Source organism: Candidatus Uabimicrobium amorphum, from assembly GCF_009002475.1.
GTDB classification, from domain to species: Bacteria; Planctomycetota; Uabimicrobiia; order Uabimicrobiales; family Uabimicrobiaceae; genus Uabimicrobium; species Uabimicrobium amorphum.
This window is the reverse complement of sequence record NZ_AP019860.1, coordinates 3,579,541-3,598,061: the sequence shown is the minus strand read 5'-3', so window position 1 is coordinate 3,598,061 and position 18,521 is coordinate 3,579,541. Positions and strand designations below refer to the sequence as shown.

General features: G+C 39.8%; 15 protein-coding genes. 8 read left to right on the top strand and 7 right to left on the bottom strand.

The features are described from left to right. The first annotated feature begins 64 nt into the window (after positions 1-64). From UABAM_RS12840 to UABAM_RS33410, 4 genes are all read left to right on the top strand, one after another. On the top strand, positions 65-313 hold the full coding sequence (locus UABAM_RS12840; RefSeq protein ID WP_229759394.1) for a DUF6868 family protein: 249 nt from the start codon (positions 65-67) through the stop codon (positions 311-313). Between the two features lie 265 nt (positions 314-578). Then, positions 579-4,685, top strand: coding sequence for a hypothetical protein (locus UABAM_RS12835; protein WP_151968407.1), 4,107 nt, complete (start codon positions 579-581; stop codon positions 4,683-4,685). A gap of 7 nt (positions 4,686-4,692) precedes the next feature. Next, positions 4,693-4,902 (top strand): hypothetical protein, encoded by a 210-nt coding sequence (locus UABAM_RS12830; RefSeq protein ID WP_151968406.1) that lies wholly within the window; start codon positions 4,693-4,695, stop codon positions 4,900-4,902. Between the two features lie 409 nt (positions 4,903-5,311). Next, entirely contained in the window at positions 5,312-5,473 is a 162-nt protein-coding gene (locus tag UABAM_RS33410) for a hypothetical protein (RefSeq protein WP_173013287.1), read from the top strand. A 12-nt stretch (positions 5,474-5,485) separates the two neighbouring features. Here UABAM_RS33410 and UABAM_RS33405 read toward each other — a convergent pair whose 3' ends face one another. Further along, complete coding sequence (locus UABAM_RS33405; protein WP_173013286.1) at positions 5,486-5,656, bottom strand: hypothetical protein; 171 nt, start codon at positions 5,654-5,656, stop codon at positions 5,486-5,488. A 211-nt stretch (positions 5,657-5,867) separates the two neighbouring features. Here UABAM_RS33405 and UABAM_RS12825 point away from each other — a divergent pair, with 211 nt between their 5' ends. Next, entirely contained in the window at positions 5,868-9,332 is a 3,465-nt protein-coding gene (locus UABAM_RS12825; protein WP_151968405.1) for a serine/threonine protein kinase, read from the top strand. Positions 9,333-9,341: 9 nt separating this feature from the next. Here UABAM_RS12825 and UABAM_RS12820 read toward each other — a convergent pair whose 3' ends face one another. Together UABAM_RS12820 and UABAM_RS12815 are read right to left on the bottom strand one after the other, a co-directional pair. After that, positions 9,342-9,878: a tetratricopeptide repeat protein gene (locus tag UABAM_RS12820; RefSeq protein WP_151968404.1), complete on the bottom strand. Its 537-nt coding sequence runs from the start codon at positions 9,876-9,878 to the stop codon at positions 9,342-9,344. 122 nt (positions 9,879-10,000) lie between these two features. Continuing rightward, positions 10,001-10,714: a hypothetical protein gene (locus tag UABAM_RS12815; protein WP_151968403.1), complete on the bottom strand. Its 714-nt coding sequence runs from the start codon at positions 10,712-10,714 to the stop codon at positions 10,001-10,003. Between the two features lie 363 nt (positions 10,715-11,077). Here UABAM_RS12815 and UABAM_RS12810 point away from each other — a divergent pair, with 363 nt between their 5' ends. Then, entirely contained in the window at positions 11,078-12,403 is a 1,326-nt protein-coding gene (locus UABAM_RS12810; protein ID WP_173013285.1) for an SGNH/GDSL hydrolase family protein, read from the top strand. Positions 12,404-12,449: 46 nt separating this feature from the next. On the opposite strand, the gene UABAM_RS12805 is transcribed toward UABAM_RS12810, so the two are convergent. The 3 genes from UABAM_RS12805 to UABAM_RS12795 are packed head-to-tail and all read right to left on the bottom strand — an operon-like array spanning position 12,450 to position 14,790. Beyond that, positions 12,450-13,610, bottom strand: coding sequence for a M20 family metallopeptidase (locus UABAM_RS12805; protein WP_151968401.1), 1,161 nt, complete (start codon positions 13,608-13,610; stop codon positions 12,450-12,452). Between the two features lie 8 nt (positions 13,611-13,618). After that, positions 13,619-14,212 (bottom strand): flavin reductase family protein, encoded by a 594-nt coding sequence (locus UABAM_RS12800; protein WP_261343986.1) that lies wholly within the window; start codon positions 14,210-14,212, stop codon positions 13,619-13,621. Between the two features lie 2 nt (positions 14,213-14,214). Then, a complete protein-coding gene (locus UABAM_RS12795) occupies positions 14,215-14,790 on the bottom strand; it encodes a hypothetical protein (RefSeq protein ID WP_151968399.1) in 576 nt (191 codons plus the stop codon). Between the two features lie 231 nt (positions 14,791-15,021). Between UABAM_RS12795 and UABAM_RS12790 the strand changes: the two genes are divergently transcribed. Further along, entirely contained in the window at positions 15,022-16,464 is a 1,443-nt protein-coding gene (locus tag UABAM_RS12790) for a flavin-containing monooxygenase (protein ID WP_151968398.1), read from the top strand. A gap of 42 nt (positions 16,465-16,506) precedes the next feature. Here UABAM_RS12790 and UABAM_RS12785 read toward each other — a convergent pair whose 3' ends face one another. After that, positions 16,507-17,460 carry a WD40 repeat domain-containing protein gene (locus UABAM_RS12785; protein WP_151968397.1) on the bottom strand — a complete coding sequence of 318 codons (954 nt, stop codon included), beginning with the start codon at positions 17,458-17,460 and terminating at the stop codon, positions 16,507-16,509. 393 nt (positions 17,461-17,853) lie between these two features. Here UABAM_RS12785 and UABAM_RS12780 point away from each other — a divergent pair, with 393 nt between their 5' ends. Continuing rightward, positions 17,854-18,453 carry a protoglobin domain-containing protein gene (locus tag UABAM_RS12780; RefSeq protein WP_151968396.1) on the top strand — a complete coding sequence of 200 codons (600 nt, stop codon included), beginning with the start codon at positions 17,854-17,856 and terminating at the stop codon, positions 18,451-18,453. The last annotated feature ends 68 nt before the right edge of the window (positions 18,454-18,521 follow it).

Here is an 18,521-nt window from a genome sequence, read left to right as displayed (position 1 = left end):
TTGGACGGCATTGTTTTTGCATATAGTAGGTGTAAATCTTAACAGTGTTGCCATAAGGAGAAAAATGATGTCTACAGAAATATTAACTACATTGTTGGGTTGGGCTTCCGTCATCAATATAGGGATATTGATGGTTTCAACAATAATGATTTTTTTACTTGGTAACTTTGCCACCAAAGTTCACAGCAAAATGTTTAAAATGGAAGAGGCGGATGTACAAAAAGGCTATTTCCAGTACTTGGCGCAATACAAAATAGTGACTTTGGTTTTTAATGTTGCCCCATACCTTTCGTTAAAAATCATGGGATTTTGAAAACAAGCACATAATCATGATAGAACTGGTTATGTGCTTTTTTTATTATAACTTACGCGTTTTTATATGGGCGCGATTTGGCTGCGGTGTAAGATTGGGAAGGCTTTGGGTGGCTAAACCTCTGTTATATATAACGTTACGATAAAATATTTTCAGGAAAAGACTTGCGGGGTTGCAATGAAAAGTTTAATATAAGTTTATAGATTTGAATAACTTGTGGTTGTCATTTGCTACTGTGAATAAAACTTTCATTTAGGAGAAAACAGTGCAATCAAAGTTAATCATCATTTTGATATTTATGGTGGGTTGTTCGATGATGGACGCTCCACAACAAATATCTGAAAAAACGCCGCAAAATTCCGCCAAAGAAAATAAAACGATTACTGAGGTAAAACCAAAACTTGAGGATGCAGAACTCCCTTTGGGAGAAGAGCTTGAGGAATCGAATAATGTTACCATTGTAAACAGTGATACACTTTTGTTACCAGAAAGTGAAGGTCGCGTTGCCCCTGACGAAATTCGAGATTTTCCTGGTCCGCCAATAGATCTAAAGAGACTTGGTCATCGACCAGAGGAGCTCCGCGCTAATCTCCTTATTGCTGATGAAGACGATGATCTAAAAATCGAAAGAGTAAAAGTGGAAATTCGCAAACTTTTTCGCAATGCTTGGGATTTGTCAGAAAAAGGCGAATATGCACAAGCAACAGCTGAAGTGCAGAAGGTACAAGAGATTATTAAATGGGTTCCATACCACTACAATTTTGTCGATCCTTATGGGCAATTTGCACAAGTGTTTTACCAACATTTGCAGAAAAAAGGGTCGGCTAAGGATCTTGGTTCTTACATTTGTGAGCAGATCTCACTGAAAACACAGCAGATGAATGAAGAAAACTTTGCCCGTTCATATGCCTCTATTAAGCAAATGGAAAAATTTGCGGAGTTCCTTCCGCAACTAAGAGCGACATGTCACTATTCAGACCAAGTAAAAAATGCCCTTGCCGTTGTGGCGAAAAATCAATCCTCTAAAGTCGAAAAATCTCTTGTTCACATTTCAAAATTACGCAAGGACAGACAATACGATCAAGCTTTGAGTGAACTACACAAGCTTAAAAAGGACTTGGTTTTTGTATCGCGTTCTGAAAATGAAAAGCTCTCGCAAAAACTCTCTACAAAAATACTAGAATGTACTGTGGAAAAAGATCGCGAGATACACATCGCTGCCAATGACAATGTTCGGCAAGGTAAAGCGTATTTACAAAAAGAGCTCTATCAGAAAGCTGTGTTATCATTAGAACGGGCGCATAAACAGTTATTGTCTCTTAACTACAAACATACATCGAAAACTTTGGAGGTGGCAAAATTACTTGCGAGTGCCAAAGATAAAAAAATAAGCGTCGATATACACGCGCTAGTGGCAAAAGGCAAGCAGTTGCTAGCACAAGGCAATGAAGAGGAGGGGACCGCTGCGTGGAAACAAGCACAAAAGATGCTAACGAGTATTCCCTATCAGCAAGATCGCAAACTTCGCGATGTAAGTAGAAAAATAAAACAATATTTCTATCAAAGACAAACACCGACAAAAAAACATCGCAATGTTGCGCAAATTCGCGTGGGAGAAAATCAGTATCTGACATTAAAAGAATTACGTGTGATTGTCAAAGTAGAGGATTTTCGTGTACGTACGATCGTTGATCATGTGTTCTACAATCCTTTTCCAAGGCAATTGGAAGGTTCTTTTCGTTATTCTTTACCAGACAACGCCAGCATGGGCTACTTTGCTTTCTATCCTGATATGGAGAAGAAGGCCGTGCGTATAGGCGACGCGTCGGCAAAACTACCGCAACTTCCTTCTCTGACAAAAATTGCCGATACGAAGATAGATGATTTTTTCAAAGAGGAAACGAATGTATTTGGTGACCCAAAAGTGGCTCATGTCGTTCCAAAACAAAAGGCATTAATTGCTTATGAAGAAACTACCCGCAGAAGAGTAGATCCGGCGTTAGTAGAGTGGGTGAGTGAAAATACTTTCCGTGCGCGTGTTTTTCCTCTTCAGGAACGAGGCTATCAGCGGGTAGTGATTGCATATGATCAAACTCTCCCTGTAAAGAGTGGTCGTTGTGAGTACCAGTTCCAGCTACCGGATTTGCCACAATCAAATATTTCCGCGGTACTGCTAGCAAAAACACCGGGGATGTGTAACCTTCGCCGTGGGCCAAAACACGACCGTTGGTTTAGTTATGAGTTACATGGTGCTGCGGAGAATATTCTCTATGCTTTTCAACCACGACAGCACCAATTTATTTTTAGTAAAGATGGCGGAAATCGTTACATGTACGGGAGTGTTGATTTACAAATCCCACGCAAGAAAATAGAGCGAGAAGAATCACCGGCTATATTTTTATTGGATACATCCCTCAGCCAAGAAACAATAGAGTTTGAGCATTATGTTCAGTTGTTGGAAAATATTCTGAAACACAACAGAATTTCCAAATTCAATGTGCTACTTTTCGATGTGGAAAGCCGTTGGCTTTATGACGATTGGCAGTTAAATACTAGCGAAACACGTCGCAACTTCAAAAAAAATCTAGATGGACTGTTGTTGGAAGGGGCCACGAATATCGAAAATGCTCTGAGCACTTTGGCAGAAAAGCTCACCGTGAAAGGTATTGATGTGTTTGTTTTAAGTAATGGCGCGGCCACGTGGGGCGAGCTTTCTTTGAAGCGCGTAATCGCAAAATTTAAACAAGAAGTGCCGCACATCCCGTCTTTCTTCTGTTATAACTTGCAGTCAGCGACGACACACGAGTTGGCGAATTTAGTGGAGCAGTTTGGTGGCAACATTTTTGCCACATCCGTCGGAGATGACATGGAGAAAGTGGCAACAGCACATTGCCATGAACCGTTTTTGGTGGGGCGCATTGAAACAGATGGCTTACAAGATGTTATTTTTCATCACGATTTTCGCAGTGTGTATCCTGGACAACAACTCATTGTGGCAGGCAAAGTAGTATCACAGAATCCCACGATCACCATCCACGGCTCCTTTGCGGGCAAATCACAGGTTTTCCCGATCACGATTTTGGATAAAGAGGACGGTGAACTAGCGGCAAGGGGCTTTGGCGAAATGGTCGTCAAAAGAATGGAAAATCTCGATGACCCTAATCTTGAAAAAACCATTATCGCCTACGCAAAACATTTTTCTATACCAGGTAAGACTTGTTCATTACTGATGCTAGATACAAAAGAGGACTATAAACGTTTTCAGGTCGATCTCCACAAAAATACCACGCTACAACAAGTGGCATTTGCGATACGTTATAGTCAAGTCCCGGAAAATGTTTCGTTTTTCAAGAGCGATTTTGACTACGTTTTGCAAAGTCTTCCGCAACAAGCGCTAGAAAAAAGCGATGTTGTGAAAATACTCGCATTAGTGCGTGACGAAGATTTTGCCGTACATAGCGAAAATTTACCGCAAAATATAAAAACATACCACGATATTCCCGCGGAGTACTTACGTAAGCGCAACCAAAACAGTGAAGATTTACACAATTACATTGTGGAAGGCAAACGGCGCTACGACGAAGGTTTGGTTGCCGACTATATACGTTGTCTGAGTTGTGCTGTCGAGGAACAGCCACGAAAATCTGATGTTTTGCGCATGGTAGCTTATGACCTTCTTGCAAAAGAAAAGCCTGAGTATGCCTTAGGTTTGCTCGTTCGCGTATGTAAAAAACGCCCCTTTGAACCACAAAGTTATCGAGATATTGCAAAATGCTATGCGTCGATGAAAAATTACAAAGTGGCGGCTTTGTATTATGAAATTACCCTTGCAGGTAAATGGCATCGACGTTTTCAACGTATCAATACTGCCACAGCCTTCGAATATGCTTACATGATACAACAAGCGTTATACGAGGAGAATCTCCACGAAATGGAGCGTAAATTTTGGCAGGAAAGGCTAGTTAGGTTAGTCACAAATCACAAGGTTGTGCAAAAAAAAGCCGATGTTGTGGTTATTGTGACGTGGAATACCGATAACAGTGATGTCGATTTATGGGTAACAGAGCCGAATGGCGAGGAGTGTGGACACAGTAATCGCAAGACACAAATAGGGGGCCGATTATTAGATGACGTCCTTCAAGGATACGGACCAGAACTATATATTTTGCCAAAAGCACCATCGGGAAAATATAGCATTGCCACAAAGTATTATTCTGCCAATACCAATCGCTTAGAGGAAGCAACATTTGTAAATGTTACGGTGATTACCCGAGCAGGAGATCGCGACCAGAAAGTGCATCATTTTTGCAAAATGCTTTCGCAAACCAAACAAACAACGCCTATCTATAGTTTCTCTTGGCCGGAGAGATAATATTCGTGTGAATAAGTGCAGATCGCTACACCAAAACGCGCAAAGGTTGAAGGTGCGTACACATTTGCAGAGACTAGTTGACTTGGAATACGCGGTGATCCATTCGGGAAATCGCGGTCAATGCTTGATGTATGAACTGTTGTACAAAGGTGAAGGCAAAAAAAAAGAGACGTTTTTCATGGGACTAATCGACATTAACAAACTAACCACGACGTAAGGTTGTGGTTTTTTTTGGCAAGGTTAAGGGGGCATTGCGCCCCTAAAGTGCGCCACTTGTGCATAGGGTGTGGAGTTGAAAATCGTTTTGTGAGGTTTATTTTCCCTTGTGTTAAGAGATTTAGGCTTGAAATTAGCGAAAAAACACTATTCGGGAAGTTGTTTTTGTGTGCGTCGCATCGTAGTTGTTGGTGGGTGGTGTTGAGTGTTATAGGTGTTCTTCTTCCATGTTGGGCCCTCACCATCGACTTGTTGCTTTCAGCGAAGCTGAAAGCAACAATCCTCATGCCTCTCCCATCGGAGAGGCGTAAAGCGTCTTTTGTGTTAAAAAGTAAATATGCTTGAGATGCAGTATGCTTGATGATCTAATTAAAGATAAACGCAAATACAAGTGAAAGGGATATTCAAAGATGAGAATAAGAAAAGCGAAAATAGTAGATTCAAAGCATTTGGAATTAGAGGAACCTTTACAAGGAGAGATAGGCCAAATCATACAGGCCGTTGTTTCCGATAATGAAGGTGATGCTTGGAAAAACAAAGCAAAACAACATTTTTTTCAAGATGTACTCTGATGAGGATAACATCTATGACGAAGTATAATTTTGGAGCTTTCTCGAAAAATCGGAAGATGATAAAATTAGAGTTTCTTTGATCGCAACGAGTTTATTGCTGTGAATATCTACCGCGCGATATACAGTCCCCATACCTCCTTGGCCAAGTTTTTGTTCAATTTTATATTTGTCGTTGATTAGCATACGCCTTATCTCATTTCTTGGTATTATCGGCTATTTTTTCTCGAAAACGTGTGTTAGAATAATAAACCACCGTTACGACATCCCTGCGCGCTTATATCATAAACAAAGTAATGACTAAAAAATATCGAAAAAATAATAGAAAAGTAAAAACTATCTTCTTCGATCATGAAGCCTCTGTCGCAACCAAAGGTCTTTTGCAGGAGTAAATACTATGAGAATGTCTTCGGATTATAGAATACAAGCCTTGGTATATTTTCTCAGATATGGTGGTGTTTTATCTTCATCGCAACTTCAACAAATACAACTGCAACAGGATTTAGTATCCTACATACGCGACCAAAAAATACTCAGTGAGCAGCAATGGTATTTTTTTGACCATTTTTACCATGAATATTTAATCGTAACGTATGCACGACAAAAAAATGTCATCTCTCAGCAGCAATTTCACGATATACTACTGCGCAAAATGCAGTTAAGAACTGCCTCATTGCTTTCAACGGAAGTGCCGATTATTGAAAACAATCTACGTAAAATTCTCATCAGGCTAGAAGAAGAAAAATTGATTACTTCCGAAGAAAACGTTCAGTTGCAACAACAATGCAATAGTGCACAACGGGAAAAAAGCAAAAAATTCAATCACTATGTGCTAGAAGAAGAACTTGGACGAGGTGGAATGGGAGTTGTTTACAAGGCTCTTGATACAAATCTAAACCGTTATGTGGCCTTAAAGATTATTAGAGGGGATAACGCGCAGCAAGAAGATATCATGCGTTTCATGCGAGAAAGTAAAGCTGTGGCACAATTAGATCATCCAAATATCGTAAGAATATTTGAGATGGGAAAAGTACCCGAAAATTATTATACGATGGAATACATCGAAGGGATGACGCTACACAGTGCGATTCACGACCAGCAGATTACGATACGCGAAGTTGTAAAAATCATCAGTGACATCGCCAGAGCTCTGGAATCAGCACACCAAAAGAATATTATCCATCGCGATATAAAGCCTGCAAATATCATGTTGGCGAATAAAACGCCAAAGCTCATGGATTTTGGTTTGGTCAAGATGGATTCCGGGGCAAGTCTTTCGAAAACAGGGGATATCATAGGTACCATTTTTTATATGTCCCCTGAACAGGTCGAAACGATAACGTTAACTGACAATCGCTCTGATATATATTCTCTAGGAGCGACGTTGTATGAAGCTTTGGTGGGGCGTCCTCCGTTTCAAGGTCAAACTCATATTAACGTAATTCACCAAATTGCCTATGACGAACCCATTTCTCTGCGCAAATTAAATCCGGACATCGCTGCCGAGTTAGAAGCGATCTGTCTAAAATGTTTAGAGAAAAAACCAACGTTACGTTATCAAAATGCAATGGATTTGGCCGAAGATTTGATAAACTTTTCGCGTGGTTTACCCGTCTCAGCGCGTCCAGCGAATTTCGTCAAAAAGACATATCGCTGGTGTAAACGTCATTATACGTTTACTTTTATCAGTTTGGCATTCGTTGTTTTTCTTGTAAGCATTTTTTATCTCAATAAAAGAAATAATGACGAATTAAATCGCAAAAACGAAAAACTCGTAGAGATAACAAAACAATTAGAACATACAAACAATAGCTTGAGAACAGCAAAAAAACAGCAGGAAGTTGCTTTTGTGGAAAGTCAAGAACGCCTAGTTGATGCGCATTTGAAAATGACAGACGTTTATCTAGAGCGGTTCGCATATACACAGGCTCAAAGCGAAATCAACAAAGCGCAGCAAATTTTACAACTTCCCATCATGTCGAAAATTTCTCGCTATCAAAAATACTGCGCACAAACGGATATTTACCAAAAATATGCCATCGCTCCGCATCTTCCGCGTCTTACAAGTGAATGGGCACTTCCCCATCAACAGAGATGTTTCGTTTCTTCTCGTGGACGGTATATTGCTTTTATTGTTAGTGGTGAAATTCGCTACTGGGATTTGAAAACATCGCCGCAAAATTTTTTTTCTATTCCGTGTACAGCGAATACTTTTCTGTGTTTCAGCAAAAGTGAAAAATATTTATTTTATTTACATGACCGGAAAATTTATCGTTACTTTTTTCAAGATAAAACAAGCACGATGCTCTCTTCGGTCGTGGAAAACTTCGTGGAGGCGGCCGCCAACGAAAATTGGCTGGCTCTCTACTATAGAAAAGGCAAAAAAAGGCATGTAAAACTTTTCGATATACAACGACAAGAGTTTAAAGATGTTCTTAGCAGTTCGGCTAAGGTGATTTTACATATGACACCGAGCTACTTTGTGGGAAATGATCGTTTTCAGGTAAAAATCATGGACTTGGTGTCAGGGAAAGAACAGCTATTTTACCATTTGGGAAACCGACCAAGCTATATGTGTTTGGCGAATCAGCAAGATCTATTTATGGGAGACAATGCTGGTAACATATACATATACGATACCGGAAAACTTTCGTCTAAAAACAATGTCCCCACCGTTATTAAAGCGCAGAAAGATAAAGTTAGAAATATTCAGTTTAGCAAAGATTTACAATTTTTCGCGACAATGGATAACAGTGGGGTCTATGTTTGGGATTATACCACGAGAAATAAGATACTCTCGTTACCTTTGCTAAAACCAGTAGGAGTGCGCTTTTGCGGTAAAAACACTCTACGTGTATTTTTTCACAAGGATAACAAATTTGTGGTGCAAGATTGGAATTTTTCACCGCTGTTCCAAAAAACTCTTGAATTGGATAAAAATCATCGCGGTAAATTTACGCTGGTGAGGCAAAACGTACAACAAATCGATTCTTTTTCCTCTAACCCTGTTACCTTTAGTAGGAATAACAAATTTGCCGCGATCAGTTATGCCTCTTCCATCGTTTTTTGGAACCTAAAGACAAATAGATCTTATACTTTTAGTTTTTCTATATTGACATTTGGAACCGTAGATCAAATTATGTTTAGCGAAGACGAAACAAAAGCCTTTTGTTTGTCTGAGTACGGAAAACTTGTTATTGTCGATATGGAGAACATGCAGCATCCCAGGTACTATGATGCTGAGTTTGAACAAGATTCAGTGATTTGCTTACTTAATAAGCAGTTATTGTTGGTCGCTGGGCAAAAACGTTTGCGCCTTTACAACATTTCTACGAAAAAGTTACAGGAGATTGCGAAGTTAGGGGCGGATATTTTTCATATAAAATTGAGTCCTGACAAGAAACATTTGGCTATTTTGCAGGAGAAGGGCTTTGAAATTTGGCAACTACAAAACAGTACGCACAGTATACGCATTGTCAAAAAAACAACGGTAGCTAAGCGTCAGTATTGGTTTAGGTCGCAAATAGTATGGCACCCTGCAAGTGAGCAAATTGTCTCTTCAACAGCTAGAGATATTCAATTTTATCGGCGGAATGGTAAAAATACGTGGGTAAATACGCACAATATTGTGCATGACAGAGAGGTGAAGCGTTTGGGGTATTCGCGTAAAGGCAAATACTTGGCGGTGCATAATTTGCATAACACAGCTGTGTACGATGTAAAAAATAATGTTAGGGTTTTGCTTTACCCAGGTTATGCGAAAGGGATTTCTGCGAATTTTGATCGCAAATGGCAGTATTTTGCTTTTCCCGATGTGAGAGGTGGTATTTTTTTATTTCACATGTCAAAGGGACAAAAGTAGGATTTTGTTCTACTTACCTTGTATTTTTTGTTGCGCTTCTTGAATGAATCTTTTGATGGTGTCTACATCTGAGTGGCCTAAAGACAGCACTTTTTGCCAATCAGGAAGTGATTTCTTGTATTCCTGTTTGTAGCGGTACAAAGTCGCTCTGTGGTAGTAGCCGGCGATACTATTTGGTGCGAGTTCTATCGATTTATCATAATCCTTTTTGGCTTTTGCGACAAAACCTTGAACAAAAAATACAAGTCCCCTGCGACAGTAAACTTCCGCTTGATTGGGGTCTAGCTGTAAAGACTTTGTGAAGTCACTTTCTGCGCGTGCTAAGTCGCCTTTTTCCGAAAAAACAATACCTCTGTATGTGTACGCTTTGACGAAACTAGGATCGTGATGTAGTGCTTTATCATAGCATTCTTTTGCTTTGTCATAGTCGAATTTCTCTAGATGTTTTTGTGCTTTTTCAAATTCGATTTTCGCCGCTTCTGGGTTTATTTCACCACAACCACTTAATAACGAGAGACTTAGCAACAGAAACATTACTTTATTCATAAATTCATTCCTAAGTAAAAATTGTTTTACTAAATAATGAATCTAGGCATAACTTTTTTATAAAAAGGCATGCCTAGAATTTGGTAAATTTTACAACACCACATTTTTGAACCACTGTGTTTTTATTGCCAATAGCCACGGACCCAATACCATTTATTTCCTCTTTTGCTACATTTACCATAAATCCACTTGGATTTTCCTCGTGGTGGTTTGGCATAATGACCCTTTTTCCACACCCAGCGTGAACTCCAAATCCATTCACCCGAGATCCACACGTAGCCAACACCTGGTGATTTCATGCGGCGAAACTCTCTACGTTTTTGCGGGAATGGAGAAGAAACAACTACCCCTGGAGTATACGTACGTACTGTTTTAAGACGCGTGGGGGATTTTACGATGACAGGCCGTTTTATGATGACAGGTCGTCGAATAGTGCGACGTGGTGGAGTAATCGTTGAACGTGACGGATTTCCTCCGGAAGAGGTATCTTCGTAAGAGGTGTCTTCATGAGAAGTATCTTCGCCAGAAGTGTCGTCATAAGAAGTGTCTTCGCCAGATGTATCTCCTCCAGAGGTGTCTTCATAGGAGGTGTCTTCACCAGAGGTATCTCCCCCAGAAGTGTCTTCATAGGAGGTGTCTTCACCAGAAGTGTCTTCATAGGAGGTGTCTTCTCCTGAAGTTTCATAGGAATTATCCTCTTCATAAGAAGTCTCATTTTCCGAATTTTGTTGTTTTTCTCCCACATCGATTTTGGGATCTACATTGAACGTGAATTTACTATTGCAACCTGCATACAACAAACATAAAAAAACCATCGCAATAAAACGCGTTTTCATTTGTTTTCTCCTTGAACCAAATCTGTTGAAAATTACCTTAACATGTTAAAGAAAGCAATAAATATGCCATAAAGTAGTTATTTTTACTTTTTCCTGAAAAATAAAGCTTTTGCGCGGTTAACGTCTGTTAAGCGTAAAGGTAGGAGAAAGTCTCGTGTGTAGAATGATAAGATGGGATATTGTACGATAATGTGTCGTAAATGGAAAGCAAACATAGTATTTCGTTGAAATTTCACGGTTGACTCTTTTTCAAAATAATAATATGTTTGTGTGAATATTTTCTTCTACAAGAAAATATTTTGTATGTAAGCAATATATTGTGGTGGAATTGTAAATTTTCGAATGTATAGAAAGGAAATGTACGTGACCAAAAAGTGGTGGCTGACTATTTTGATTTGTGGCAATGTTATTTTGTGGCTTATACCGAGCGATGTGGCTGAAATTCTTGCAGAAGACGACGATCTCATTTTTGAGATGTACTCTTTGAGTAAGTTTGCTACACAGATGATTTTTTTATTGGTAACTATTTTTGTTATGGATATTGCATTGCGCGACAACAAAAAAAGATGTTGTTTGCAGTGGACGATCTTGGCTTTGTCTGTAGCGGCGACATCTTTCATCGCGTATATGTATCTTCTGACCACCTTGCCAGCGTATTTTTATCAGAAAACTGGTAATGTCGTACACCGTATTCCCGCGCAAAAAACGAGCGGTTTTTTTCGGGATCGTCCTAGTTCGAACTATTTGCAAAAATATTTTCCTCGTGTACCATCACATCACTTTACCTTGACAACCGATAAAAATGGTTTTCGTAATCTCGATATTCCTGAGACGGCGGACATCTTGGTTATCGGAGATTCTTTTGGCGAAGGATATGGCGTTTCCGACAATGAAACGTGGTCACAAGTGTTACAGAATATAACGGACAAAAGAATTTACAATCTCAGTGTCACCGCGACGAACCCTGTGCATTATTACCATAACTTAAAAAAGTACATACGGCAATTTTCACCCCAGTTAGTTATTTGTATGATTTTCGAGGGCAATGATTTTCGCAAATACAGAATAAAATCCTTTGCGAATGCGTCTGATCGTATGTTGCGGCGTAGAATAAAAAAGCGTTTAGCTCATTATTTAAGATGGCGTATCTTTCCGTGGACTAGTGATTACTGTAAGCTAAAATCTATCTCGTGGTTGCCGCTAGTGGTACCCACTGCATCGAAGAATTATTATCATTTTTCCGCCAAAAAAATACACAACATGTACCGCGCGCCAAGAAAAATAATTGGTTCTAGGGCTTGGAAAGTGGTATGGAAAGCTCTGGCGGATATTAAAAAAGAGGCACAGGAAGCGCAAGCCGAAGTTTTATATGTTTATGTACCTTGCAAGACGCGTGTTGTTATGCCACTGATCACAGAACATAAATGGGAAGCGATCCACAGCTATTTAGGTATCAAAGCACCATTTTCCTCCAAATTTGCAACGCATTTTTTTGAAAAAATGGACAGCATTGAACGTGCGTTTTTGCAGAAAAGTGAGCAAGAAAATTTTCAAGTCGTATCTACCACAACAATGCTACGCCAGGGAAGTGCAAAAGGGCGGAAGTTATATTTTACCTATGACGATCACTGGACAGCACTGGGCAATAAAGAAATTGCGGAGTTTATTGCCCAGTGTATAAAAAAATAGTTTTGTATAAAATCTTGGTCGCGTTGTGAGCACGTTGCGATCAAAATTAATTTTTGTTCGTGGGCGCATCCAAAAGTAATAAGCTCAGTAACGCGGTGCGTTCCCATAATTTGTCAATGCGTATATGCTCATGAGTGGCATGTGCGCCATCGCCAACACATCCCAGGCCGTCTAGTGTTGCGGTATACAAACTCGTGGTGTTGCCATCTGAACCGCCCCCAGCGCAGCCTTGTTCTATTTCTATACCTAAAACTTGCGCTGCTTGTTGCGCCCGCATCCATAGTACTTGGTTGCGCTTGGTTTGTTCCATAGGGGCACGCCCGATGCGTCCTTCTACTTCCACAATGACATCTTCGCGCGATGGTTGTAAATTGAGTATTTCTTCTTCTACCATTTTCGCATCTTCTGGTGTGGGGACACGCACATCGATCACCGCAGAGCTTTCTGGGGCAATAACATTCGGTCGTACACCACCTTCAATCATACCGACGTTAACACTGATACCGCGTTCGTAGTCATTCATGGCAAACAATTTTTGAACAATCATCGACAACTCGACAATGGCGCTAACTCCTGCCTGTGGGTCTAAACCAGCATGTGCGGCTTTTCCTTTTACTTTGACACGAAAGTGCCCGACGCCCTTTCGCGAAGTCTTCAATTTTCCCTCAGCACCAAGCGATGGCTCTAAGACAAATACACGGTCGGCATTTTTTGCGTAGTTGGCAATGAGTTCTGTGGACTCCTCACTACCGATTTCTTCATCGGAGTTGATGAAAACCATTGGTGCAACGTCTAAATCTAGTTGTAAATCGCGCAAAGTTTCCAAGGCAAAAAGCATTTGCGTGAGTCCACCTTTCATATCGTATGTACCCGGTCCATACAATATATTGTCTTTTACCTCTACGGGCATTTCTTTGATGGTATCGATGGGCCATACGGTGTCGCAGTGTCCAATGAGCATTTGGTATGGTTGTCCTTCTGCAAAATCTTTTGGCACAGCGAGAAGATTGCCTCCGGTGGTTTTACTGGGCAAAATTTCGACGCGAAAACCAATACCTTCTAGTTTTTCTGTCAATATTTGAAAAACTTCTTGTTGCGATTGCGGCTCTGTCGAGGGAGATTCGCTACACGCCAACTTTTGTAAAAAATCCACCATTTTATTTTGCGATTGCTGCAAGTGAGCCGCTATTTTTTCCACATGATTCATCTTTTCCCCTATTTTCTGAAATCCGCAGGAAACGGAAATGCACAACTTTGTTTAATTTCAGCAAAGCGTCCTGGATCTAAATATGCCAATAGAGGGGCTTTGTACACCATTTGTTGTTCATCATCATCCGAACAACGTAGATAGTCGCGATCAACATATGCCGCAGTTATTTTGCCAACGATTAAGCTATTTTTTGCAAACCCGTCGATGAAACGATCCAGTGTGCATTCAAAAAACAGAGAACCGTCTTTGATAAAAACACCATCTATTTTTTTGGCAGGAAAAGTTGGTAAACTACATACAATGGGTTTTTCTCCTGTTTTTTCACAGCGGCAGGTTGCTGCCAGACTTGCCAAAACGGTTTGTTGAGCGCGAGGGTAGCTTACGGTAAATACTCGATGCTCCTTTATGTTTTGGTAAGTTTGATGATCAGGAGTACACACGAAACCAAAGTAGTTTTCCCAACCAAGCGCTGTGGCCATATGCTTTGGTGCTAAGTTGTAACTTTCCTCTTCTTTGCTTCCAATCAATACGAGAGGGTTTACAGTATAAAAGCGATCCCATATAGGAGAATCGCAGTCTAGCTCAACCAGTTCTTCCACGATTATTTTCCTTCCACAAATTTTCTCAACTCATCGCCCAAAGTTTTAAAAGCTTGCGGGGCTTTTTCTGCTTGGGGATTGCTGCGAAAATGCACCTCTTTTTCTTGACCATTCCACTTTACCTTGATCATATATGGGTAGTAACGTTGATTTTCGTCTGCCCCGTAAGTATTTTTTTCTAGAGACATGAATTTACTCGCCATAATTTTCTCGGTGATCATTTGTAAATCTTTTGCTGAAAGTTCTTTGCCATCTATGTGAGTATGAACTCTAGAGTCCGAAGGTGTACCCGATACAGGGTTGCTATACTCGTACTCCGTAGATGTGTAATATAGTTTGCCTTTGTTGATTTTAATACTCGATTTCCATGTGGTATAGTCGACAAATAAATCCATATACTTTGTTTTGTCTTCTTTATTTGTTTTATCTTCTTTATTTTCTTTTTCTTGGGTTTGTTGTGCTTGCTGGTTTTGTTCATTTTGCGTTTCATTGTTTGTATTGGTTTTGGGGTTACACGCCACCAATAAAAAACTTAAACCCATAACAAGCGCAACAAAATGTATTTTTTTGATAAACATATGATTTCTCCTAAAATGATATGTGTTTTTCTGCAAATTTCTTACCGGATAAAGATTTTTTAGAATGTAAAGTTCTTAAGTTACTTTCTGTTAGTGGTTTAAGTTTTTTTGTGTAGTGTTAAGTTGGTGTTAACGAATGCACTGTTGTTGTGTGTAAAAAAAATTTTCGTTTATTGAGAATTATGATATCATTTTACGCATTCATTTTTCTTTCTTACATGAGGTGTTAACATGTCTTGCGTTCTTGATGTTGCTATTGTTGGTGCGGGGTGTTCTGGTATTTGTATGGGGATTAAGCTCAAACAAGCGAAAGTAAACAATTTTAAGATATTTGAAAAAAGTGGTGGTATTAGCGGTACATGGCACGACAATACCTATCCTGGGGCGGCGTGTGATGTTCCTTCGCATTTGTATTGTTACTCTTTTGAACTAAATCCTGAGTGGTCGCGCGTCTTTTCTCCACAACCGGAAATCAAAGCATATTTTGAAAAATGTATTGAAAAATACGGAATTGCGTCGCATCTCCAACTGCAAACGGAAATTGTCTCTGCGGTGTTTGATGGCGAGCGCGCTTTGTGGCAAATCCACACGGCAAGTGGTGAAGAAATTTTGGCACGATTTTTTGTGAGTGCCGCAGGCGCATTGACGATACCTTTTCTCCCTGACATTAAAGGTATCGATGATTTTACCGGAAGTTCATTTCACTCTGCACGTTGGGATCACAGTTGCGAACTAGAGAATAAAAATGTTGCCGTTGTGGGAAGTGCGGCAAGCGCTGTACAAATTGTACCCGCGATCGCCGAAAAAGTAAAAAAATTGTACATGTTCCAACGCACCGCGAATTATATTTTACCGCGTTTTGATCGTGCATATAGCGAAGAAGAAAAGCAAAAGTTTCGCAAAAGTGCATGGCGGATGCGTTTACTGCGTTGGAGAATTTACTGGTTTATGGAAGGACGATTTAAATTTTTCCAACGCGGTAGCGCGGAAAACTCTAAAGAAACGTACTTAGCATTGAAAAACATGAAGAAATATATTACGGACGAAGAATTGCAAAAGAAATTAACACCGCAATATGCAATGGGGTGTAAACGCGTTCTTTTGTCGGATGATTTTTATCCGGCGCTTACTAGAGAAAATGTCGCGGTGATAACCCCTGGAATACAACATGTGACCGCAAACGAGATTGTCACTGAAGATGAGAAAAAACTACCTGTCGATGTGATTGTTTTTGCTACGGGATTTCAGGTCGATAAATTTATGAATTTTGATATCGTGGGGCTTGATGGCAAAAAACTACAAGATGTCTGGCAAAGCCGTCCCATTTCTTACTTTGGTATTACTGTCAGCGGTTTTCCCAATTTTTTTATGTTATTGGGACCAAATACCGGCCTTGGACACAATTCTATTATTTTTATGATTGAAAGTCAGGTGAATTATATCTTACAGTGCATGAAAAAGCTGGGGAAAAGAAAATATATTGACGTCAAAGAGCAGGCAATGAAAAAGCACGACGAAGAGTTGCATGCGCATTTTGCGGGAACGGTATGGTCTGACTGTAAAAGTTGGTATCAGAATTCTGATGGCAAGATTATCGCTCTGTGGCCACAAGGGACTGTCGATTATTGGAAGGCCACGCGTAAACCAAAGTTTCGCAACTTTGTCTTTAAATAAAAAAAGAGCAAGTGTTTTTACTTGCTCTTTTTTTTGCGTAATTTATTTTGCTGGTTCCCAAACATAGGCATGAAAGTCAGAGCTTGCTGCAACCACATTACCTTGTGTCGAAAAATCTAGAGATTGCACATAATATCTTTCTCCGACATGTAGTGTTTGTAAAGCTTTTCCTGTTTTGGTATCGGTAATGATAAGTCCATCTTCGTTAGCTCCTGAAGCGAGTCGTTTACTTTGCGGGCCAAAGGCAACACTGTTGATGTACGCTTTGTGGTTTAGTGTGCTACAAACGGGTTTCCATGTGGTGGTATCCCAAATGGTTACGGTATGATTACCTGATTTTGTGAGATAGCCTGCCGCCATTAGTTTGCCATCCGGTGAAAAGGCAACAGCGCGTCCTACTTTTACGTCTGCTGCGGCAAGACGGGTTATTTTTCCTGAAGCGACATCCAGTGTGGCTACTTTGTCTTTGCCTCCGGCGATTGCGATTTTTGCACCATCTTTAGAGTACGCCACTCCTCTGACCGCATCTTCCAGGTCGATACTTTGCAATTCCTTGCCGTTTTTCAAATCCCAAATATTAATGCTGTAGTATGCGTTGCCGGTGACAGCTCTATTTCCATGAACACTCAAGCAATGTAGTTCTCCTGTGTATTTTTTTGCTTTCATTTTGTGTATTCTCTTACCATCTTTTAGATTCCAAACGCATACATGTGGACTATTGTCTGCGGTAACAAGTGTGTTTTCGTCAGAAAAAACCACCGCGGTAACTTTGCCGAAGGTTTCCATATTTTGAATGGCCTTTTTGTTTTGCCAAATAGTGATTCGTGAATATCCCGTCCCCATTTTGGAAGCAGTGGCAAAAAGATTTCCGCTAGGTGAAAAAGCGGTGACGTTTGTTCTTCCGGGAAGTTTTTCTTTGCAACTTGCATTTGTGGCGAAGGTTTGTGCAAAAAGAGTTGTGTTAACAATTAGTATTAGAGTGATGAAAGTTTTCATGTTGGTGCCTTTCTGTTATTTGTTTTTTAGTTGTTATTTTTGCTTTCACCAATGTATTGGCGATGATTTTTGAGAAGGTGACGTAAAAAAAAATTTTTTATGTAAAGTTTTTTATTCGATCTCTATTTTTTTGATTGTTAATGAAGTTATGTTGTGCTTAACAGTGCTAGGGATCGTTTGTGGTTATTTGTGTATGTAGAATATTTTTCTCAAAATATCGTTTTCTGTGGTTTTCTTATATTTGCGGGGATGTCTGTTTGTAAATGCGCTACTTAACGCATGTAAATTTTCATATTGGAACAGCTTTTGCATTTACGTAAAAAACCAATATGGATGATTAACCACACAATATCTATTTAGGTTCAAATAAATACAATAATAGGAGATTTATCTGTGAGCGAAAATAAAGGATACAGTACTCTTAGAGAACGTTTTTTGGCTACAATGAAAACGATACGTGCCTTAACCGGTGTGACACAAGATGATTTTGATGTACTCAGAGGAATTGCAACAGAAACCAGTGCATGGAAAGATGAATTTGTCACGAGTTTTTACGATATTCTATTTGGACAGCCACAAACAGCAGCTGTTTTTACGGCGAATGAAAGAACTCAAAGAGAAAAAACTTTGGGAAATTGGTATCTTGACCTCTTTAAAATAGATGACGAGGAGCTGTTTTGGGACATTCAGGTAAGAATAGCTTTTTACCATGTTCAACGTCGCGTGTACAATCAATATATGGTGGCGATTGGCAATAGGTTTGAAGAGCTATTTCTAAGAAAAGTTATAGCAGCGCTTGGTCCAGAAAAAGGTGTGGAGGCATCTGCATCATTTAATCGTATTATGGACACTGTTGTGGGAATTACCATTGCGTTATATGATAGTATTGTCCGAGAAGGTTATGGTATTTCACTCGAACAATCTGACGAGATGGTAAGTAAACACATCGGTGAAGTGCAAAAAGATTACCTAAGTGGCTTTTCAAAGAGTTAAAGAATTTTCCAAATGCCCTGGCCAAAAAAATCGCTCCAGGGCACTCTTTCGCTTTATGAATATCTGTT